The organism is Streptomyces sp. NPDC086835, assembly GCF_044745705.1.
Lineage (GTDB): Bacteria > Actinomycetota > Actinomycetes > Streptomycetales > Streptomycetaceae > Streptomyces.
Map to the genome: position 1 here is coordinate 78814 of NZ_JBIVAU010000008.1, position 19311 is coordinate 98124.

18 protein-coding genes are annotated in these 19311 nt (G+C 72.5%); 6 read left to right on the forward strand and 12 right to left on the reverse strand.

Annotated features, from left to right (window positions below; translation table 11 throughout):
* Positions 1-101: 101 nt before the first annotated feature.
* Positions 102-515: an organic hydroperoxide resistance protein gene (locus ACIPJI_RS24625; RefSeq protein WP_307708929.1), complete on the reverse strand. Its 414-nt coding sequence runs from the start codon at positions 513-515 to the stop codon at positions 102-104.
* Positions 516-620: 105 nt separating this feature from the next.
* Between ACIPJI_RS24625 and ACIPJI_RS24630 the strand changes: the two genes are divergently transcribed.
* Positions 621-1088, forward strand: a complete 468-nt coding sequence (locus ACIPJI_RS24630; protein ID WP_307708928.1) for a MarR family winged helix-turn-helix transcriptional regulator — start codon at positions 621-623, stop codon at positions 1086-1088.
* 389 nt (positions 1089-1477) lie between these two features.
* Here the strand turns inward: ACIPJI_RS24630 and ACIPJI_RS24635 are convergent, their stop codons facing one another.
* The 5 genes from ACIPJI_RS24635 to ACIPJI_RS24655 all read right to left on the reverse strand — a co-directional run bounded on the left by ACIPJI_RS24635 (position 1478) and on the right by ACIPJI_RS24655 (position 8315).
* On the reverse strand, positions 1478-2410 hold the full coding sequence (locus ACIPJI_RS24635; protein WP_307708927.1) for a carbohydrate ABC transporter permease: 933 nt from the start codon (positions 2408-2410) through the stop codon (positions 1478-1480).
* Positions 2407-3765, reverse strand: coding sequence for an ABC transporter permease subunit (locus tag ACIPJI_RS24640; protein WP_402248869.1), 1359 nt, complete (start codon positions 3763-3765; stop codon positions 2407-2409). The genes ACIPJI_RS24635 and ACIPJI_RS24640 overlap by 4 nt, the downstream gene beginning before the upstream one ends.
* Positions 3766-3775: 10 nt before the next feature.
* Positions 3776-5110, reverse strand: a complete 1335-nt coding sequence (locus ACIPJI_RS24645; RefSeq protein WP_402248871.1) for an ABC transporter substrate-binding protein — start codon at positions 5108-5110, stop codon at positions 3776-3778.
* Positions 5111-5136: 26 nt separating this feature from the next.
* On the reverse strand, positions 5137-6819 hold the full coding sequence (locus ACIPJI_RS24650; protein ID WP_307708924.1) for a glycoside hydrolase family 13 protein: 1683 nt from the start codon (positions 6817-6819) through the stop codon (positions 5137-5139).
* A gap of 224 nt (positions 6820-7043) precedes the next feature.
* Positions 7044-8315, reverse strand: coding sequence for an ABC transporter substrate-binding protein (locus tag ACIPJI_RS24655; protein WP_402248873.1), 1272 nt, complete (start codon positions 8313-8315; stop codon positions 7044-7046).
* A gap of 168 nt (positions 8316-8483) precedes the next feature.
* Here ACIPJI_RS24655 and ACIPJI_RS24660 point away from each other — a divergent pair, with 168 nt between their 5' ends.
* From ACIPJI_RS24660 to ACIPJI_RS24670, 3 genes are read left to right on the forward strand one after another with little or no spacing between them, the layout of a single operon-like run.
* Positions 8484-8990 (forward strand): PadR family transcriptional regulator, encoded by a 507-nt coding sequence (locus tag ACIPJI_RS24660; RefSeq protein ID WP_005310452.1) that lies wholly within the window; start codon positions 8484-8486, stop codon positions 8988-8990.
* Positions 8987-9826, forward strand: a complete 840-nt coding sequence (locus ACIPJI_RS24665; protein WP_307708921.1) for an ABC transporter ATP-binding protein — start codon at positions 8987-8989, stop codon at positions 9824-9826. The genes ACIPJI_RS24660 and ACIPJI_RS24665 overlap by 4 nt, the downstream gene beginning before the upstream one ends.
* A 2-nt stretch (positions 9827-9828) precedes the next feature.
* Positions 9829-12150 carry an FtsX-like permease family protein gene (locus ACIPJI_RS24670; RefSeq protein ID WP_402248876.1) on the forward strand — a complete coding sequence of 774 codons (2322 nt, stop codon included), beginning with the start codon at positions 9829-9831 and terminating at the stop codon, positions 12148-12150.
* 104 nt (positions 12151-12254) lie between these two features.
* Here ACIPJI_RS24670 and ACIPJI_RS24675 read toward each other — a convergent pair whose 3' ends face one another.
* Positions 12255-13586: a S1 family peptidase gene (locus ACIPJI_RS24675; RefSeq protein WP_402248877.1), complete on the reverse strand. Its 1332-nt coding sequence runs from the start codon at positions 13584-13586 to the stop codon at positions 12255-12257.
* A gap of 151 nt (positions 13587-13737) precedes the next feature.
* Positions 13738-14268: a hypothetical protein gene (locus ACIPJI_RS24680; protein WP_402248879.1), complete on the reverse strand. Its 531-nt coding sequence runs from the start codon at positions 14266-14268 to the stop codon at positions 13738-13740.
* 173 nt (positions 14269-14441) lie between these two features.
* On the opposite strand from ACIPJI_RS24680, the gene ACIPJI_RS24685 reads away from it, so the two are divergent.
* Together ACIPJI_RS24685 and ACIPJI_RS24690 are read left to right on the forward strand one after the other, a co-directional pair.
* Positions 14442-15284, forward strand: a complete 843-nt coding sequence (locus ACIPJI_RS24685) for a polysaccharide deacetylase family protein (protein ID WP_356622124.1) — start codon at positions 14442-14444, stop codon at positions 15282-15284.
* A 69-nt stretch (positions 15285-15353) separates the two neighbouring features.
* Positions 15354-16244: a DMT family transporter gene (locus ACIPJI_RS24690; protein WP_402249157.1), complete on the forward strand. Its 891-nt coding sequence runs from the start codon at positions 15354-15356 to the stop codon at positions 16242-16244.
* A 7-nt stretch (positions 16245-16251) separates the two neighbouring features.
* Here ACIPJI_RS24690 and ACIPJI_RS24695 read toward each other — a convergent pair whose 3' ends face one another.
* The 4 genes from ACIPJI_RS24695 to ACIPJI_RS24710 form a co-directional block, all read right to left on the reverse strand.
* Positions 16252-17367, reverse strand: a complete 1116-nt coding sequence (locus ACIPJI_RS24695; protein WP_356622126.1) for an AI-2E family transporter — start codon at positions 17365-17367, stop codon at positions 16252-16254.
* A gap of 127 nt (positions 17368-17494) precedes the next feature.
* Positions 17495-17692, reverse strand: a complete 198-nt coding sequence (locus ACIPJI_RS24700) for a hypothetical protein (protein ID WP_356622127.1) — start codon at positions 17690-17692, stop codon at positions 17495-17497.
* A 10-nt stretch (positions 17693-17702) separates the two neighbouring features.
* Positions 17703-18395: an ABC transporter gene (locus ACIPJI_RS24705; RefSeq protein WP_402248883.1), complete on the reverse strand. Its 693-nt coding sequence runs from the start codon at positions 18393-18395 to the stop codon at positions 17703-17705.
* Complete coding sequence (locus ACIPJI_RS24710; protein ID WP_402248885.1) at positions 18392-19309, reverse strand: ATP-binding cassette domain-containing protein; 918 nt, start codon at positions 19307-19309, stop codon at positions 18392-18394. Before ACIPJI_RS24710 ends, ACIPJI_RS24705 begins: the two co-directional genes overlap by 4 nt.
* Positions 19310-19311 lie beyond the last annotated feature (2 nt).

Consider the following 19311-nt stretch of genomic DNA (forward strand, 5'->3'; position numbering starts at 1 on the left):
CCTCCTCCAGCACGCGCCGTGGCCGCGGGAGCGGTCACGGCGCCGCGGGGACGCCGGGGGGGGCCGGCCAGGGGTGATCACACAGGGCGACCGGCCGGTGATTACTCGACGACGATCTCGACCGGCAGGTTTCCGCGGGTGGCCTTCGAGTAGGGGCAGTACGCGTGGGTCTTCTTCAGCAGTTCCTGGCCGACCTCGCCCTGGAGGTGGTCGGGAAGCTCGACACGCATGATCACGGACAGGCCGAAACCGCCGTCGGTGTCCTTGCCGATGCTGACCTCCGCGGTCACGGAGGCGTCCTTGACGTCGAGCTTCTCCTGGCGGCCTATGGCGCCCATCGCGCTGGCGAAACAGGCGGCGTACCCGGCGGCGAAGAGCTGCTCGGGGTTGGTGCCCTGCCCGTTGCCGCCGAGGGCCGCGGGGAAGGCGAGCGGGAGGTCGATCTGGCCGTCGGAGCTGACGGCACGGCCCTCGCGGCCGTTGGCGGTGGCGACAGCGGTGTAGATGGCGTCCATGGGGGTGCATCCCTCTTCGTCGTGGTCGGGAACCGATGACCCAAATCAAAGCACACAATTAAATTGAGCACAACTTAATTGGTCGCGGCTTGGTAGGGTGGGGGCATGGAGAAGAAGACACTGGCGGACGTCCCGGACGAGGACTTCCTCCGCCTCGAACACCAGATCTGCTTCTCGCTGCATGCCGCGTCCCGGGCGTTCAACGGCGTGTACCGCACCGTCCTGAAGGACCTCGGCCTCACGTACCCGCAGTACCTGGTGATGCTCGTCCTCTGGGAGCACGGCGAACTGCCCGTCAAGGAGATCGGCGAACACCTGCGCCTGGACTCCGGCACGCTGTCCCCCCTGCTGAAACGCCTCGAATCAACGGGCTACGTGGAACGTCGGCGCAGCACGGAGGACGAACGCTCGGTGACGGCCCGGCCGACGGAGGCGGGGCGCGCGCTGCGCGAGAAGGCGCTCGGCATGCCGCGGCGGATCGCGGAGGCGACGGGCCTGACGCCGGCACGGATCCGTGCCCTGCGTGAGGAGCTGGACGCACTGACACGAACGCTGGACGCGGCGCCGCACTGACGAGGGCGGCGGCATGGCTCTCCCCACCCCGCCCCTTCCCGTAACCGGGGCTCCGCCCCGGACCCCCTACCGCGCTCCGCGCGGTGTTTCGGGGGCTCCTGCCACTACGCCTGGCGGCGTGGACCCCCACCGGACCCCGGCGCCGCAAATTCCTCCTACGCCCTGGCGGGCGGAGGAGGAACCCGCAGCGAGGCGTGAATGCCGCCGTCGGGCGAAGCTGGTTCCGCGGCGCGAAATCCAGCCCCCTGGGGGCACCTCCCACGGCCGCCAGGCCGTAGGGGGAGTTCGAGGACACCGCGCGCAGCGCGGTACGGGTCCGGGCGGAGCCCGGTTCCGGGAAGGGGCGGGGTGGGGAACAGGCCCCGCGCAGCGGGACCCCACCCGCAGCCCTACTTCACCGAACCCGCCATGACCCCCTGCACAAAGTGCCTCTGGAACGCGAAGAAGACGACCAGCGGTACCACCAGCGACAGGAACGCCCCCGGCGCCAGCACGCCGATGTTGCTGCCGAACTGCCGCATCTGGGACTGCAGCGCCACCGTCAGCGGCTGCGACTCGCTGTCCGCGAAGAGCAGCGCGACGAGCATGTCGTTCCAGACCCAGAGGAACTGGAAGATCGCCAGGCTCGCGATGGCCGGGCGGCCCAGCGGCAGGACCAGGCGGGAGAAGATCCGCCACTCCCCGCCGCCGTCCATCCGCGCCGCCTCCAGCATCTCCCGCGGGATCTCCGCGAAGTAGTTGCGCAACAGGAAGATGGCGAACGGCAGCCCGTACGCGACGTGGAAGAGGATGACGCCCGCGACCGTGCCGAACAGGCCGACCGCGCCGAAGAGTTTGGCCACCGGCAGCAGACCGATCTGCACGGGCACGACCAGCAGGCCGACGACCACGAGGAAGACCGCGTCACGGCCGGGGAAGTCCAGCCAGGCGAAGGCGTATCCGGCGAGCGCCGCGATACCGACGACCAGCAGGGTGGCGGGGACCGAGATCAGAACGGTGTTCCAGAAGGCGCCGGCGATGCCGGAGTCCTCGAAGAGCGCGGTGTAGTTGTCGAGGGACAGCTGCGAGGGGTCGGTGAGCGCCGTCCACCAGCCGTCGGACGCGTTGTCGCGTTCCGACCGCATGGAGGAGAGGAACAGTCCCGCCAGCGGGGTGATCCAGATGAGTGCGACGACGATCAGCAGGGCCTGGACGGCTCCGCTGCCCAGCCATTTCGCGAGCCGGCCCCGGCGGCGGGGGCGTCCGGGCGGGGAGGGCCGGACCGGCCGGGTCGCGGCGGCCCGCTGCGTGGGCGGCCGCTCGACGGTGGTGCGGGCGCTCATGATCGGCTCCTTCTGAAGCGCCGGACGTTGAAGATCATGGCCGGTACGACCAGCAGGAGCAGCAGGACGCTCAGGGCGCTGCCGAGCCCCTGGTCGTTGCCGCCGCCGAAGGACACCAGCCACATCCGGGTGGCCAGTACATTGGCCTCTTCCTGGACCGGTCCGGGCGCGATGATGTAGACGAGGTCGAAGACCTTCATCACGTTGATGACCAGCGTCACGAAGACGACCGTGAGCACGGGCGCCAGCAGCGGCACGGTGATCCTGCGGAAGATCTGGCCTTCGGTGGCGCCGTCCATCCGGGCCGCCTCCAGCGCGTCCCTCGGGATGGCGGCGAGGCCGGCGCCGATGAGCACCATCGCGAAGCCGGTCCACACCCACAGGTAGGCGCCGATGATGGCCGGGGTGACGAGCGCCGGGCCGAGCCAGTTGACGCCCTGGTAGGGCGCGGCGAAGTTCGAGGCGGGCAGCCGGACGGTGTACTCGCCCTCGGCCAGGCCGTCGAAGCGGAAGGATCCGTCGGCGGCGGTGGTGGCCGTGGCGGCGACCTCGCCGTCGTGGACGGCTTCGACGGTCATGCCGGGCAGGCCCTTCTCCGCCGGATCGACCTTGCCCTGTGTGCCGCCGCCGCCCGGGACGAAGTCGAGGTAGGCGACGCCGCCGATCCCGTCACCGCCGGCCGGTGCCTTGGCGGGCCGTGCGTCCGCGGGAACCGCGTCGGGTGCGACGCCGACGAAGCCGAGGCTGACCGGACTGCCGGGGCGGACGGTGTCCTCGGTGGTGTACGGGCCGCCGGCCTTTCCGGTGAGACCGGACTGCTCGCGGACGCGGGCGGTCGGGTAGGCCGCCGGGTCCTCGAACGCGTCGTGGGCGGCGACGACCACCGCGTTGAGGACGCCGCGGTCCGGGTTCTGCTCGTAGGCGAGCCGGAAGATGATGCCCGCGGCGAGGAACGACACGGCCATGGGCAGGAAGAGCACCAGCTTGAAGGCGGTCGCCCAGCGGACCTTCTCGGTGAGGACGGCCAGCATCAGGCCGAGGCCGGTCAGCAGGACCGGTGCCACCACGACCCAGATGGTGCTGTTGCGGATGGCTTTGAGGGTCGCGGGGTCCTGGAAGATCTCCGTGTAGTTCGCCGCGCCGACGAACTGCTCACCGCTCGCGTCGAACAGGCTCCGTCCGACGGAGAAGAGGACGGGGTAGACGACCAGCGCACCGAGCAGCAGCACGGCCGGCAGGACGAACAGGACCGCGAGGCGGCGTTTTCTGCGCTGGGCCCGGCGCCGCGCGTCGAGCGCGGCGCCGGCCTTGGGAGCGCGGGCCCGGGGAGCCCGCCCCTTGAGTGTGTCGGCCATGGCGGCTGCCTCAGTTCCCGTACGCCTTGGCGGCCGCGGCCTCGAGCTTCGCCGCGGTGGCCTTCGGGTTCGACGGGTCGCGCAGGAAGTCCTGGAGGAGCTTCCACTCGCCCGCGCCCTTGGTGCCGCCGAACGCGGCGGGCGCCTGGTCGGACATGTCGAAGCGGACCGAGTCGCCCGCCCCGACGAGGGATTCGGCGGTGGAGCGGGTGGTCTCGTCGCCGTAGGCGTCGAGGCTGACGTCCTTGTTGGGCGACAGGAATCCGCCGGCGCCGGCCCAGATCTCGGCCGCCTCCGGGGTGGCGAGGAACTCCAGGAGCTTCATGCCGGCCTTGCTGTTCTTGCCGTCCTTGAGGACCACGGCGGCGTCACCGCCGCTGACGACCGGGGCCTCGCCCCCGCCGACGGCGGGGAACGGGAAGAAGGCGGCGTCCTCGCCGAGCTTGCGGCCGAACTCGTCCTTGGCTATGCCGCCGACGAAGTCCCCTTCGTAGACCATGCCCGCCTTGGGTTCGGGGCCGAAGACCTGCTCGACGGAGGACGGGAAGTCGGTCTGCAGCGCCGCCTTCGCGCCGCCCGCGACGAGCTGGTCGTCCTTGAACAGTTCACCGAGCGTGGTCAGTGCCTTGACGACGCTCTCGTCGGTCCACTTGAGCTCGTGCCGTGCCAGCTGGTCGTACTTCTCGGGTCCGGCCTGGGAGAGGTAGATGTTCTCGAACCAGTCGGTCAGCGTCCAGCCGTCCTCACCGGCGACGGAGAAGGCGGGCCGGCCGGAGTCGGCGAGTGTGCGGCCGGTCTTGAGGAGGTCCTCGTAGGTCTTGGGGGCGCTGACGCCGGCCTGGGTGAACGCCTCGGGGCTGTACCAGACGGTGGACTTGTGGGCGGCCTTGAAGTAGAGGCCGTAGTACGTCTTGTCGACGGTGCCGTAGTTCTTCCACACCGGGGCGAGGCCCGCGGTGGCCGTCTTCGCGGTCTTGTCGGACAGCGGCTCGAGCCAGCCTTCCTTCGCGAACTGCTGGAGGACGCCGACCTGGGGCACCATCACGACGTCCGGTGCGTTGCCGCCCTCGATCTTGCTGCCGACGAAGGTGGAGACGTTGTCGCCGGAGGGCACGAAGACGGTCTTGGCGCCGGTCTTCTCGCTGAAGGCGTCCAGCACCTTCTTGAAGTTCTTCTGTTCGCTGCCGGTCCAGACGCCGGCCACGGTGACGGTCTGGCCGCTGAGCTCGCCGCCGCTCGTGGCTTTGGTGGTGCCGCCGCAGGCGGTGGCGCCGAGGGCGAGGCCGAGCACCGCAGAGGCGGCGGCCGTCGTACGCCGGGTGGTGGTGCTGCCGATTCGTCGCATGGTGAGTCCTTCCGAGGGAACGGGGATCAGGAAGCGGGGTGGTCGCCGGTCCACCAGGCGGCGGTCGCTCCGGGGAGCACACCGTCCGGGCAGGGACCGCTGGAGAGCAGGGGTGTTCCGGTCACGGGCGCGGGGACCGGCTCGGTGCCGAAGTTGACCGCGCAGATCAGCCCGTCGCCGCGGGCCATGGCGAGGACCTGCGGGGGCGCGTCCAGCCAGCGCAGCGTGCCCTCGCCCAACTGCGGGAGGCTGCGGCGCAGCTGCAGGCCGTCGCGGTACAGGTGCCAGAAGGAGCGGGTGTCGGCCAGGGCCCGGTCGGTGGCGTGTTCCGCGAACCACTCGGGCTGCGGGAGCCACGGCCGGGCCCCGGCCGCGCCCTGGCTGAAGCCGAACGGGGAAGCGTGGCCGGACCAGGGCAGCGGGACGCGGCAGCCGTCGCGGATGCGCTTGCGGCTGCCGGTGCGGTGGAAGATCGGGTCGGTGAGCACCTCGTCGGGCAGGTCGAGCACCTCGGGCAGGCCGAGCTCCTCGCCCTGGTAGACGTAGGCGGCGCCGGGCAGCGCGAGCATCAGCAGGGCGGCGGCGCGGGCGCGGGCGGCGCCGAGTCCGCTGCCCTCGACGCCGGGCTCGCCGGCGTAGCGGGTGACGGTGCGGACCTGGTCGTGGTTGTTGAGGACCCAGGTGACGGTCGAGCCGGTGCCCGCGATGTCGCGTATCGCCTCGTCGATCGTCGAGCGGAAGGCGTCGGCGTCCCAGGGGGCGGACAGCAGGTCGAAGAAGAAGGCCTGGTGCAGTTCGTCGGGGCGGACGTACTCGGCGTGTTCACGGGCGGTGGGTACGGAGACCTCGCCGACGAGCAGCCGGTCGTGGCCGTCACGGGCGGCGTACTCCTCACACACCGACCGCCAGCGGCGCCACACGTCGTGGACCTCGGGCTGGTTCCAGGCCAGCGGGTTGACCGAGTCGCGGGCGCGCTCGTCGGCGAACGGGTCGTCGGAGTCGGGGAGCGCGGGGTGCTTGAACAGTCCGGCGGCGACGTCGATACGGAAGCCGTCGACGCCGCGGTCCAGCCAGAAGCGCAGCACCTTCTCGAAGTCGTCACCGACGGCCGGGTCGCGCCAGTTGAGGTCGGGCTGCTCGGGGGTGAAGAGGTGGAGGTACCACTCCCCCGGCGTGCCGTCGGGCTCGGTGACGCGGCTCCAGGCGGGGCCGCCGAACATGGCGCGCCAGTTGTTGGGCGGCTCGGCCCCGTCGGGGCCGCGGCCGGGCGCGAAGTGGAAGCGGGAGCGGGCGGCGCCGCCGGGGCCGGCGGCGAGCGCCTCACGGAACCACGGGTGCTCGCTGGAGCAGTGGTTGGGGACGATGTCGAGCAGCAGTTTCAGTCCGAGGCGGCGGGCGTCGGCCACCAGCCGGTCGAACTCGGCGAGGTCGCCGTACACGGGGTCGACGCCCTGGTAGTCGGCTACGTCGTAGCCGTGGTCGTGCTGCGGCGACGGGTAGAAGGGGCTGAGCCAGATGCCGTCCACGCCCAGCTTCCTGAGGTAGGGAAGCCCGGCCCGGACGCCGGCCAGGTCGCCGATGCCGTCCCCGGTGCTGTCGAGGAAGCTGCGGACGTAGACCTGGTAGATCACCGCGTCGCGCCACCACGGGTCAGGTGTGGAGGCAGGGCGGGAGGGCCGGCCGATGCCGGCCGGAAGCGTGCTGAGCATCTCGCGTCGACCTGTTTCTGCTGAATGCGAGAGCGCCCCGGACCGGGTGCGCTGTTATGCATGCATGTTAAGTAGCGGTGACTGGAAGGTGTCAACGATGCTTCCTAAAACCATCGAAAGCTGGGGGGATTTGTACGGTAATGCCCAGGTGGCAAAGAGAGAGCCTCTACTTAACATGTAAGTAGAGGCTTTCTTGAACGGACGGGAGGTGGGGCGTGAGCGGGTCAGCCCCTGCGGGAGATCGCCCCCAGCTCGCGCGCGAGCCGCGCGACGGCCTCGGCAGGCGTCTGCCGCAGCGCCATGACGTCCTGCGCCACCGCCTGCACCGCCAGACTGACCTGGTCGTAGCGCGGACTCTTGGGGCGCGGCACCGCCGACAGCACACTCTGGCGCAGCGTCGACAGATAGGGATGGGCCTTGATCAGCTCCGGGTCCTCGTACAGCGCGGCGCGTACCGGAGGCAGCGACCCCTCGGTGAGCACCTGCCGCTGCACCCGCTCACTGGTGAGGTAGGCGATCAGGTCCGCGGCGGACGCCGGGTGCCGCGAGTGAGCGCTGACGGCGAGGTTGGAGCCGCCAAGCACACTGGTGCCCGGCCCGTCCGGCCCGGGAAGCGGCACCGCACCGAACTTCCCCGCCACCTTCGAGCCCTCGGCGCCGGCGTCCGCGTACACATAGGGCCAGTTCCGCAGGAAGAGCAGCCGGCCGTCCTGGAACGCCTGCCGCGACTCCTCCTCCTTGTAGCCGAGAGCCTCCCGGGGGATCCACCCCTGGCGCACCCCGTCCGCGAGGAACGTCAGCCCGGCCCTCGCCGCGGCGGAGTCCACGGTGACCCGCTCACCGTCGTCCCGCAGGATCGACCCGCCCGCGGAGTGCACGGCTTCCGCGACGTTGACGGTGAGCCCCTCGTAGGGCAGGAACTGGCCGGCGTAACCGTCCAGGCCGTACTTCGGGGCGATCGTACGGGCCTGCCGGGCCAGCTCGGCCCAGGTGCGCGGGGGCCGGGCACCCTCCCGTTCGAGGATGTCCTTGCGGTAGTAGAGCAGCCCGGCGTTGGTGACGTACGGGACCGCGAACAGCCGTCCCTCGAAGGTGGCCGTGTCGACGACGGGCCGCAGGAAGCTGTCCAGCGGGAACCGGTCGCGTTCCAGCGGGGAGATCCACCCCGCCGCGGCGAACTCGGAGGTCCACGCCACGTCGATGTTCAGTACGTCGAAGCGGTCGCTGCCGGAGCGCAGTTCGCTGGTCATCTGCGCCCGGGTCTCGTCCGCCGAGTCGGGCAGTTCGACCAGGGTGACCCGCTCGTCGGGATGGGCGCGGTTCCAGTCGTCGAGGAGCGGCGAGAGATAGTCGGTGAGATCGCCCGCCGTCGCCAGTGTCATCGGCCCGCGGCCCTGAGGGTCCACGCCGCCGGCCCGGGCGCCGAAACCGGCATACCCCGCCAGCAGCACCGCCACGACCAGGAGAGCTCTACCCGCGGCACGCATCCACCGCATAGGTTCCTCCCGGTGCACGATCCGGCTGCGTCGCCGACCATCGGGCCCTATATATACCCGTTAGGCATGGGCGATACTAGACGTCCAGGCGGACCGGACAGGTGCCATGGGCCACACGCCCGCCGCCTGGCCAACAAGAAACCACGTCAGCGGGAGAGAGGGGGGAGCGTGCGGCTGCCGCTCCTGGCACTGCTCACCCGTGGCCCGGCGCATGGATACGAGCTGAAGCAGGACCTTGAGAAGCTCCTGGGCGCCGCGTACCCTCAGCCGAACGTCGGCCAGATCTACGTCACCCTCGGCCGCCTGGAGAAGAGCGGGCTGATCGACGGCGAGGACGTCGAGCAGTCGGGCCGGCCCAACAAGCGCACGTACCGGCTGACCGACGCCGGGCGTGAGGCGGTGCAGGCCTGGTTCGAGGAGACCACCGACGAGCCGCGCGTGCGGGACGAGTTCTTCATGAAGCTCGCCCTGGCGCCCGAGTCGGGGCTCGCCGACCCGGTCGCCCTGATCAACAAACAGCGGCGGCAGTACCTCAACACCATGCGGGACCTGTCGAAGCTGGCCGCCGCCGAGGACCGGGACAACCGGATCTCCCAACTGCTGATCGAGGGCGCGATGCTGCATCTGCAGGCCGACCTGGACTGGCTGGAGCGCTGTCAGGAGGAGCTGGAATGAGCCACGACGCGGCTTCCGGCGACCGCCGCGGGCACGAAACGGCGCCCGTACCCGGGCCGGACACGGCCGCGGGGACGGCGGACGACGGGCGCGGGAGCGCGCCGATCGTGCGCGCGGAGGGTCTGACCAAGACGCACCACGGTGAAGGCGCTCCGGTCCACGCGGTCCGGGGCGTGGACCTGACCGTCCGGCCGGGGGAGTTCGTCGCCGTCACCGGGCCCTCCGGCGCCGGGAAGTCGACACTGCTGCATCTGATCGGCGGTCTCCAGCGGCCCGACAGCGGAAAACTCTGGCTCGGCGGTCAGCGCGTCGACGAGTACCGCGAGGCCCGCTGGGCGGTCCTGCGGCGGCGCAGCATCGGCGTCGTCTTCCAGTTCTTCAACCTGGTCTCCAACCTGACCGTCGCCGACAACGTCGAACTTCCGGCGCTGCTCGCCGGCGCCTCGCCCAGGGCCGCCCGCGAGTCCCGGGCCGAACTGCTCGCCGAGCTCGGTCTCGAAGGCAGGGAGAAGTCCATGCCCGGCGAGCTCTCCGGCGGTGAACAGCAGCGCGTCGCGCTGGCCCGCGCCCTGGTCAACCACCCCGCCCTGCTCCTCGCCGACGAACCGGCCGGCAGCCTCGACAGCAAGGGCACACGCGAGGTGCTGCGGCTGCTGTCCCGTTTCCACCAGCGAGGACAGACGATCCTGATGGTCACCCACGACGCCCGTATGGCCAGCGCCGCCGACCGCGTCATCAGCTTCTTCGACGGACGGATCGTCGACGACGCTCAGCTCGGCGGCGGCCACCGCGGCCCGGCCGGCGGAGTGTCCGGCGTGCTCGAACTGAAGGAATGAGCATGCGGGCCACTCTGCGCTGGGCTCACGCCGACTTCCGCGCACACCGCGGCGAGGCCCTCTTCGTCGTCCTGGCCAGCGCCGGGATCATCGCCTCCCTGCTGCTGGCCGGCGCACTGTTCAGCTACGCCGCCAACCCCTGGCAGCGGATCTTCAACCAGTCCCAGGGTGCCCACATCTGGCTGCAGACCCGGCCGGGCGCCGACCCGGCCGCGCTGTCCCGGCTCGAGGGCGTCGAAGCCCTCTCCGGCCCCTACCGGACCGCCACCACCACCGTCGAGTCACGCGGCGCGCGGGCGGCGGTCGCGCTGCGGGCGACCGGCGTCCGGCCGCCCGGGACCGGACGGCCGCTGGTCACCTCGGGCAGCTGGCTCGCCCCGCAGGACGGCGGCGCGGCCCGCGCCGTCGTGCTGGAGAGCTCGGTCGCCCGCTCGCTGTGGGCAGAGCCCGGCGACACGGTACGGGTCACCGGGCAGGACGGGGCCGTGCGCACCCTGCGGGTGACCGGCGTCGCCGAGGCCGCGGAACCGCCCTACCGGGCGGGCGGCGGGCCAGGGATCGGCTGGGTCCTCCCGGAAACCCTCGACGGGATCGCCCCGGGCGACACCGGCCAGAGCGTGGGTCTGCGGCTCGCGGACTCCGGTGACACCGACTTCATGGTCCAGCGGGCGGTGACCCTGCTGGGCGCCGACCGGGTCGCGCAGGTCACCAAGTGGCAGCAGGCGAGGGCGGAGGCCGGCGGCGACGACCGGCTCCTCGGCCAGCTGTTCGCCGTGTTCGGGCTCGGGGCGCTGCTGGCGGCCGCGCTCGCCGCGTCCGGGGCGATCGGCGCCCGGGTGCGCGGCCAGCTGCGGGACATCGCCGTCCTCAAGGCGGTGGGATTCACACCGGGGCAGGTCGTACGCGGCTTCCTCGTGCAGCACCTGGCGTTCGCCCTGCTCGGGGTGGCCCTGGGCACGGCGGCCATCGCGTTCCTCGGCGCGCGGATTCCGGGCCGGATCGGCGACGCGGCCGCCCTGTGGCAGGGCCTGCCCGGATACACGGCGCTCATGATCGGTGTGCCGTGCGGGGCGGTCCTGCTGATCGCGGCGGCGACCGGGCTCGCGGCCTGGCGCGCCGGGCGGGTGCCGCCGGTCCCGGTGGCCCGGGCGGCGCAGCCGTCCGCGGCGCCGATGACCGCGCTGGGCCGCAGGGCACTCGGCCTGCGGATGCCGCCGGCGCTGGTGCTGGGCTGGCGCTCGGCCTTCCCGCGCCGGGGCCGCACGGCCGTCGCCGTGGGGCGGCTCGCACTGCCGCTCGTACTGATCACCGTCGCGCTGGTGGCCTGGTCGACGCTCGACCAGTTCCGCGGCCGGCCCGCGCAGATGGGGCTGCCCGCGGCCCTGACCGTACGGGCCGAGCAACCGGGCGGGCCGTCGGAGGAGGAGCTGCGGCGGATCCTCGCCGACGTCCCGGAGGTCGCCGCCGCCCACCCCGGTGCCGAGATGGCGGCCCTCGTGCCCGGGCAGACCGGGACCATCACCCTGCGCGGGCTCGGCACCGCGGAGGACCCCTATCCGTCGGCCGTGGCAGAGGGGCGGGCGGCCCGCGGACCGGACGAGGCGGTGGCCGGACAGGGACTCCTCGACCTGCTGGGCGTACGCGTCGGCGACTGGGTGCGGATGACGGTCGAGGGCCGGCCGCAGATCCTGCACATCGTGGGACGCAGCATCGAGCCCGAGTCCGGCGGACGGATCATCTCCACGACGGTCGACGCCCTCCAGGAACGCGACCCGGGACTGCGGCCGGACTTCCACGCGCTGGTGCTCACCGACGGAGCGGACCCGCGGGCGGTGAGCTCCGCGCTCGACGGGGCGGCGGGCGGCACGCTGGAGATCCGTGAGACGCCCAACCCCGCGGACCGGCTGGAACCGGCGCGCGGCGTGATCGCGGCCCTGATCGCGGTACTGGCCCTGATCGGTCTCACCGAGCTGCTGACACTGATCGGCACCGGGGTCCGCGACCGCGGCCGGGACCTGCTCGCGCTGAAGGCGATCGGGCTGACGCCCCGGCAGATCGGCTCCGTCATCGTGACCGCCGCCGGGCTGACCGCTCTGGTGGCGGCGGTGGCGGGAACGGCGCTCGGCGCGCTCTTCGGCATGTGGCTGGTGGACGCCCAGGGAACCTCGAGCGGGATGGGGGCGGGGATCGCACATCTGCCTCCGTGGCCGGTGCTGGTGTCGGTCGTGGCCGGCGCGGTCGTCGGGGCGGTGGCCGCGGCCTCCCTGCCCGCGACGCGGACCGCCCGCCGACGGCTCGCGGACTCGCTGAGCGAGACGCTCTGAACCGCGGCCGGGGGGGGGGGGGGGCCCCCCCCCCCCCGCCCGGTGGGGGGGGAAGGGCCCGCCGGCGGGGGGAGGGAGGACCACCGGCGGGCAGTGACTACGGGTCAGTTGCCGTCGAAGCCTCCCTGCTGGTCCTGGCCGTCCTGATCCTGGCCGTCCTGGTCCTGGCCGTCCTGCTGCTGGTCCTGGCCGCCCTGATCCTGACCGTCCTGCTGCTGGTCCTGACCGCCCTGATCCTGACCGTCCTGCTGCTGGTCCTGACCGCCCTGGCCCTGGCCGCCCTGGCCCTGGCCTTGGCCGCCCGCGCCGCCGCCGTCGCCCGTGGTGATCTCCGCGCCGACCGCCGCGAGCGCCGTCGTCACCGGCTGGAAGAACGTCTCGCCGCCCGACGTGCAGTCACCGCTGCCGCCCGAGGTCAGGCCGATCGCGGCACCGTCGCGGGTGAACAGGGCGCCGCCGCTGTCACCCGGCTCCGCGCACACGTTCGTCTGGATGAGGCCGGTGACCGTGCCCTCCGGGTAGTTCACGGTGGCGTTCAGACCGGTCACCTGACCGCTGTTCAGGCCCGTGGTGCTGCCCATGCGGAACACTTCCTGGCCGACCGCCGCGTCGTCGGCGCCCACGATGTCCAGGGTCTGACCGTTGCCGAGGTCGACCGTGCCGGGGGCGTCGGTGGCGGGGTCGTCGTACGTGACGAGCGCGAAGTCGCCTTCGCCGGGGAACGTCGCCGCCTGCACCGTACCGATGGGTGCGCCGTTCGGGTCCTCGGACCACTGGTCGTCGGCGACGCCGCAGTGTCCCGCGGTGAGGAAGCCGGGCTGCCCGTCACCCGTGGTCACGTTGAAGCCGAGGGAGCAGCGCGACCCGCCACCGAAGATGGCGTCGCCACCCTCGAGGAAGGGCTTGAACTCGCCCGCGGACTTCTTGATCCGGGCCATGCCGGAGCCGAGCGATTTCACGGTCGACTCCAGACGGTTCCAGCCGTCGCCCGCGACCGTGCGGTCGGCCGTGACCAGGAGCTGGTTGGTCCTGGGATCGACGGCCCAGGCCGTGCCCGGGACCGCGGCCTTACGGGCCAGGGTGTCCGCCGCCGCTTTCAGCTGCCCCATGCTGTTCTCGACGGGCCGCGCGACGGCGCCGGCCTCGTTGACCTGGACGATGACGCTGTTGCTGTCACCGACGACGTTGACGACGAGCTGCTGTTTCTGCGCGTCGTAGTACGCACCTGCATACGCGTCACCGAGCTGGGGGCCCAGTTCCGAGACGAGATCCTGGGCAGCCGCTGCGCTCAGGGTTCTGGGGTCGGCCTCCGACCCGGAACCGGAGCCGGACTGCGATGCGTTGGCGTGCGGCAGCAGCACGGCGGCCGCGGCGATGCCCACCGCCCCGGCTCCTGCAAGCACGGCCTTTCGCTTGGGTATTCGCCTGTGACTCAACTCGCCGCCTCCTGCGGGGATACGGAATCCGGTTGTCGACGACAGACCGGGGGACGCGTCCGACCGTTGATACGGATGAGGCGGGAGTTGTACTCATCGCAATCGCGAAATCGCTGACCGACTTCTCGTCAGAAGGTGCCGGAAGCACGGCTCATGAGGGCAGCCGGGCGCCGCACCTGCTGCAGTAGCGCGCGCCGGGATCCTCAGCAGGACGGTCGCACTCGGGGCAGATGCGGCCGAGCATGCAGGCCGGTTCTCCACCAGGTGTCTCGCGGGCGGCGACCGCACCGGCACCGCCGGCCGCCTCACGGTTCGCGGTCACGTTGCCGATGGCCAGGCCCGGCCGGCGCCGGTGCGCCGTGACGTAGACGAGGCCGTCCGGCCCGGCCGCGACGGAGCGTTCCATACCGTGCGGCAGCCAGGCCACACATCCCGGTTCGAGCTCCTGCCGCACGCCCTGGGTCACGAGCTCGCCGCTGCCGTGGACCACGCAGAGCAGCACGTCGAGGTCCGGCTCGACATGCCCGGGGCGCCGGGTGCCGGGCGGAAGCCGTACAAGGTTGGCGTCCAGCTGCCGGGCGGCCGGCGTCAGCCGCCATACGGCGCCGCCACGGTCGTCCGGCACGGCGAAGGCGTCCGCCGTCGTGGCGAGCACTCCGGCCGTACGAGGGTGCTCTGCCATGCCGTTCCTCCAGAGCACGCGGGCCAACAGTCGCTCGCATGATTGCACAGTGCAATCCAGGCCGTGGAACCGCGCCCGGCCGACCGGACCGAACGGGCGGCCTCCGCGCGACGCACCCGGACGCGGCGCCATGATGACCATGCACAGCGGCACCGATCACTTACTTTTCGTAAATGATAAGATCTGTACGAAAATTTACGGGTTTGACGGCCGCGAGTGCCGTACTCGTCGGCTGCGGCGCTTCCGGCAGCCCCGTCTCCGCACCCACGTCGTCGTCGCCCCGCCCTGCTGCCTCCGCCACCCGCGACGCCGCTCCGACCATGGCGCCCGGGCCCGGCGGCCACACCCCGGTGTTCAAGCGCGCGAAGGCGGCCAAGGGCGCCGCGGCGAAGACCGTCGCGCTCACCTTCGACGCCGACATGACCGCCGATCAGGGCCCGCGCGCCGAGCGCGGCGAACGGTTCGACAACCCCGCCCTGATCGAGGCCCTGCGCACCTTGAAGGTGCCCTCGACCGTCTTCATGACGGGCCGCTGGGCCGAGGAGTACCCCGCCCAGGCGAAGGCCATCGGCTCCGACCCCCTCTTCGAGATCGCGAACCACTCCTACAGCCACCACGCCTTCAGCTCCCCGTGCTACGGGCTCCCGGAGATCGGCGCGGAGGACATGCTCACCGACGTGCGGCGGGCCTTCGCCGCGTTCGAGAAGGCCGGAGCACGCAACGTCGTGCCCTACTTCCGCTTCCCCGGCGGCTGTTACGACGACTCTGCGCTACGGGCCCTCGCGCCGGCCGGGGTGACCGCGGTGCAGTGGGACGTCGTCAGCGGTGACGCCTTCGCCACCGACGCGGACGCCGTCGCCGAGCAGGTGCTCGGCGCGGTGGGTCCCGGCTCGCTCGTCGTCATGCACTGCACCCGGAGCGCCGCCCCGGTCACCGAGGAGGCGGTCCGCATGATCGTCCCCGAACTGCGCCGGCGCGGCTACCGGTTCGTCAAGGTCTCCGACCTGATGCGGTAGCCCCGGTCACCGGGCGACGGCCACTGATCCCCCGCCCAGACACCCATGCCCACCACGGAGGCCGATCACGTGCACACCCTGCTCCCGGTACTGTTCGCGCTCGGCGCGGCACTCAGCAACGCCTTCGCCACTGTGCTCCAGCGCAAGGCCGCTCTCGACGTCCCCCGCTCCGAGGGCCTGCGCGCCGGTCTCATGCTCGATCTGCTGCGCCGGCCGGTCTGGCTGCTCGGCATGCTCGCCGTCGTCGTCGCGGGCCTGTGCCAGGCGGTGGCGCTCGGGACCGGGCCGCTGACGATCGTTCAGCCGCTGTTCGTGCTCGAGCTGCCGCTCGCCCTGATCCTCGCGACCCTGATTCTGCACGGCAGCCTTCCGCGCGTCGGCTGGGTGGCGGTGGGGGCCGTGGTGACGGGTCTGGGCGTCGCCCTCGCCGCCGCGTCACCCTCCGGCGACCGCACCTCTGTGCCCCTGGACCGCTGGATCGTCGCACTCGCCGTGTGCGGCGCGGCCGTCCTCGCGCTCACCGCCGCAGCACTGCGTCGCCCCGAGGGCCGCGCCCGCGCGGCCTGCTTCGGCGCCGCAACCGCGATCAGCTACGCGCTCACCGCGGCCCTTATGAAGTCGGCGGTGCACACTCTGGACGACCACGGTATCGGCGCGTTCTTCACGGCCTGGCAGACGTACGCGTTCGCGGCGACCGGGGGGTGCGCGCTCTTCCTGCTCGAGAACGCGATGCAGGCCGGCCCGCTGGTCGCGTCGCAGCCCGCGCTCACCCTCGGCGACGCCGCGGTGAGCCTCAGCCTCGGCATGCTCCTGTACGAGGAGGACGTCCGCACCGGCTGGTGGCTGATCCCGCAGGCCCTCGGCGTGGCACTGGTGGTGGCGGGCGTCTTCGCTCTGGCCCGGGTGCCGCTCGCCCGTTCCCTGGTCGCGTCCGACGAGCCGGAACGTGTGGTGCCCTGACGGCCGGTCAGCCGTCCTCGGAAACGCGGTCCCCGACCGGCCTCAGCGCCTGCCGGACCGACCAGAGGACGGCCACCAGTGGCACGGCGGCGACAGCGCCCACCATCCCCGCGGCGACGGCACCGCCGACGACCGACAGCGCGACCACCACCGGATGCAGCCGGACGGCCCAGCTCATCACGAGGGGATGCAGCAGATGGCCCTCGATCTGCCCGATCACGACGATGAGCGCGACGACCACGGCCGCGGTCAGCGGGCCCTTGGCCGCGAGAGCCACCACCGCTGCCACCGCGAGAGCGACGGGGGAGCCGACGAGCGGGACGAACGCGGCGAAGAACTCCAGGAGGGCGAGCGGCAGGGCGAGCGGGACGCCGAGGGCGAAGAGGGCGATGCCGACGAGGATCGCGTTGGTGGCGGCCACCAGGAGGATGCCGTGCGTGTAGCCGGTGAAGGTCCGCCAGGCGGCCCGCCCCGCCACCGTGGCGCGCCGGCGGGCGGCCGGCGGCAGCTGACCGCAGAACCATCCCCACTGGCGGTCTCCGGAATGGATGAAGAAGACCGAGCAGAACAGAGCGAGGGCGAACACCGTCAGCACTTCGACCAGCCTGCGACCACCGCTCACCGCCTCACTGATGACGGCGGACCGGTGGCTGGAGAGCCACTGGCCGATACGGGACTGGATGTCGGTGAGCGCCTCGGGGTCGACGCGGAACGGAGGCCGCTCCAGCCAGTTCTCGATCCTTTCGATGCCGGTGCGGAACTCCCGCACCAGAGTCGTCCGCTCCCCCGCGACCGCCTCGCCGACCAGGGCGAGCACGCCCAGGACGAGTGCGATGGAGGCGAGCAGCGACAGGGCGACGGCGAGCGGGCGCGGCAGGACGCGGGCCACCAGGTCGGCCACCGGCCGGAGCACGGCGGTGACGACGAGGCCCAGGAAGACGGCCACGGCGATCTCATGGAACCGGCCGAGCACGGCGAAGACGCTGTAGACGGCGGCGGCCACGACGATGATCCGCCATGCGTACGCGGCGGCCGTCCGCAGGGCCTCGGGCACCCGCGGCGGGGCCGCGGGCACTTCCGGGGGACTCTGCTGGGGGTCGGACGGCCTTGGGGGCATGCACATCGGCGTACCACCGGAAGGGCCCGGTGCCCCGCTCCCGACGCCTTGTTCCCCCGAAGGCACCCCGGACCGCCCCGCCGCCAAGCGGGGCACTCGGCCCGGCGGTCATGGGCGTTCGCGGGTCACGCGGTCAGCCGGAGCAGGCCGTGCGCTCCGCCTCCCGCCACTCGCACACCGGACACAGCGTCGCGCCCTTGACCGTCTCCGGGTACTCGGTCGGCGCACGGCACAGGACGCATTCGGCGAATGGCCCTTCGGCCCGGGTCCGGGCCTCCTGCCCTGCCGCCTCCCTCTCCGGGGTCTCGCAGTACGGCTCATACTCGTCCATGCATTCGACTCTAGCTCGCGGCTCTGCCGCCGTCCGCACCCCGCAGCGGCGTCAGCACGGCCGCGACGCCGGCTGCCGCGGCGGCGATCAGCGCCGCCGCGAGGAGCGGCAGCAGCGGCAGTGTCACCACGCCGTTCCGTGAGCCGGTGACCAGGCCGGTGACGGCGTACCTCGCCGGAGATCCACTGCTGACCAGGGCCAGCAGCGCCAGCAGGACCGTCGCCGCCAGCGACCAGCCCCGCGCGTGCAGCAGCGGCCGGGTGCACAGCGCCCCGACCGCCAGTCCGAGCAGGACGCAGACCGCGCCGGCGACGAGCCCCGCACCGGCCGCTGCCGGCCGTGGGACCACCACCTGGTGAGCGGCGCCCGAAGGGGCACTGATCAACGCGACGACGATCACGGCGACGGTGCCCATGGCCGCCGCGCACAGGGCGGCGGCGAGCAGGGAGGCCAGGTGTGCCCGGGGCGCCCCGGCTGCCGCGGCCGTGACGCTCCTCGCGGCCGGCGGCTCCTGTGCGGCGCAGATCCGCACGAGCCACGCGGTGACCGGGAGCAGCGCGGCGGCCGTGTAGCCGAGGGAGTCCAGGACCGGTCCGCCGCCCTGGACGCCGACGGCCAGGAAGGCGCCGTAGAGCAGTACGGGCGGCAGCCAGCGCTGGGATCGCAGCAGAAGGGCGGTGTGGTAGCGCAGAAGTGCCGTCATGCCGTCGTGCCGGTTCCTGTCGGGTGCGCGGTCGGGTGCGCGGTCGCCGCTGTCGTCGCCGCTGCCGCGGAGGCGTTCGCGGCCGGTTCCTCCGCCCCTTCCAGATGCCGGATGTGCCACGGCGGCCGGGCGGTGAGCAGCGCACGCAACAAACCGTCGGAGTGCCCGGCCGGGACGGTGAACACGGTGCCGCCGTCCTCGCCCGCGATGTGCTCCGGATCTCCCGGCAGCGCGTCGGGCGGCGGTGCGCCGGGGGGTCCGACCGCCACGATCCGCGCCCACCGGACCGGCTCCCGCCCGTCGCACGACGGGCCTTCGGCCGGCAGTTCCTCGACCCGGCCGTCCCGTACGAGGAACACCGCGTCGGCCGCCCCCGCCGGCCGCCGGGGGTCGTGGTCGACGTGCACGACCGAAGCGCCCGCCGTGACCAGCTCGGCGACCGCGAGGTCGAGCTGCTCGCGCGCCGGGGTGTCCAGGCCGGTCCATGCCTCGTCGAGCACAAGCAGTTCCGGACCGGCGAGGAGTGCCTGGGCCACGGCTACCTTCTGACTGGTGCCCTTGGACAGCTCACCGAGCGGCGTACGGGCGTATGCCGCGGCCCCGAAGCGTTCCAGCCACTCGGCGGCCCCGGTGGCCGCCGCCCGCCGCCCCAGTCCGTGGATACGGCCCAGATGAGTCAGATAGCCGGCCGCGGTGAACGGCAGGGCGGCGGGGAAGCGTTCGGGGACGTAGGCCGTGCGGGACCGGCCGGTGATCCGGCCCTCGGAGGGCGAGTCGATGCCGGCGAGCAGCCTCAGCAGCGTCGACTTGCCGCTCCCGTTGGCGCCCTGGACCCGGACGAGGGTGCCCGGGCGCAGGTCGAGGTCGACCCCGCGCAGCACCCAGGGCCCGCCGAGGCCGTAACGACGGCCCACCT

Excerpts from the sequence above, each read along its gene's own strand:
- ACIPJI_RS24625 (WP_307708929.1), bottom strand. The coding sequence starts at position 515 with ATGGACGCCATCTACACCGCTGTCGCCACCGCCAACGGCCGCGAGGGC.
- ACIPJI_RS24630 (WP_307708928.1), top strand. The coding sequence starts at position 621 with ATGGAGAAGAAGACACTGGCGGACGTCCCGGACGAGGACTTCCTCCGC.
- ACIPJI_RS24635 (WP_307708927.1), bottom strand. The coding sequence starts at position 2,410 with ATGAGCGCCCGCACCACCGTCGAGCGGCCGCCCACGCAGCGGGCCGCC.
- ACIPJI_RS24640 (WP_402248869.1), bottom strand. The coding sequence starts at position 3,765 with ATGGCCGACACACTCAAGGGGCGGGCTCCCCGGGCCCGCGCTCCCAAG.
- ACIPJI_RS24645 (WP_402248871.1), bottom strand. The coding sequence starts at position 5,110 with ATGCGACGAATCGGCAGCACCACCACCCGGCGTACGACGGCCGCCGCC.
- ACIPJI_RS24650 (WP_307708924.1), bottom strand. The coding sequence starts at position 6,819 with ATGCTCAGCACGCTTCCGGCCGGCATCGGCCGGCCCTCCCGCCCTGCC.
- ACIPJI_RS24655 (WP_402248873.1), bottom strand. The coding sequence starts at position 8,315 with ATGCGGTGGATGCGTGCCGCGGGTAGAGCTCTCCTGGTCGTGGCGGTG.
- ACIPJI_RS24665 (WP_307708921.1), top strand. The coding sequence starts at position 8,987 with ATGAGCCACGACGCGGCTTCCGGCGACCGCCGCGGGCACGAAACGGCG.
- ACIPJI_RS24670 (WP_402248876.1), top strand. The coding sequence starts at position 9,829 with ATGCGGGCCACTCTGCGCTGGGCTCACGCCGACTTCCGCGCACACCGC.
- ACIPJI_RS24680 (WP_402248879.1), bottom strand. The coding sequence starts at position 14,268 with ATGGCAGAGCACCCTCGTACGGCCGGAGTGCTCGCCACGACGGCGGAC.
- ACIPJI_RS24685 (WP_356622124.1), top strand. The coding sequence starts at position 14,442 with ATGATAAGATCTGTACGAAAATTTACGGGTTTGACGGCCGCGAGTGCC.
- ACIPJI_RS24695 (WP_356622126.1), bottom strand. The coding sequence starts at position 17,367 with ATGTGCATGCCCCCAAGGCCGTCCGACCCCCAGCAGAGTCCCCCGGAA.
- ACIPJI_RS24700 (WP_356622127.1), bottom strand. The coding sequence starts at position 17,692 with ATGGACGAGTATGAGCCGTACTGCGAGACCCCGGAGAGGGAGGCGGCA.
- ACIPJI_RS24705 (WP_402248883.1), bottom strand. The coding sequence starts at position 18,395 with ATGACGGCACTTCTGCGCTACCACACCGCCCTTCTGCTGCGATCCCAG.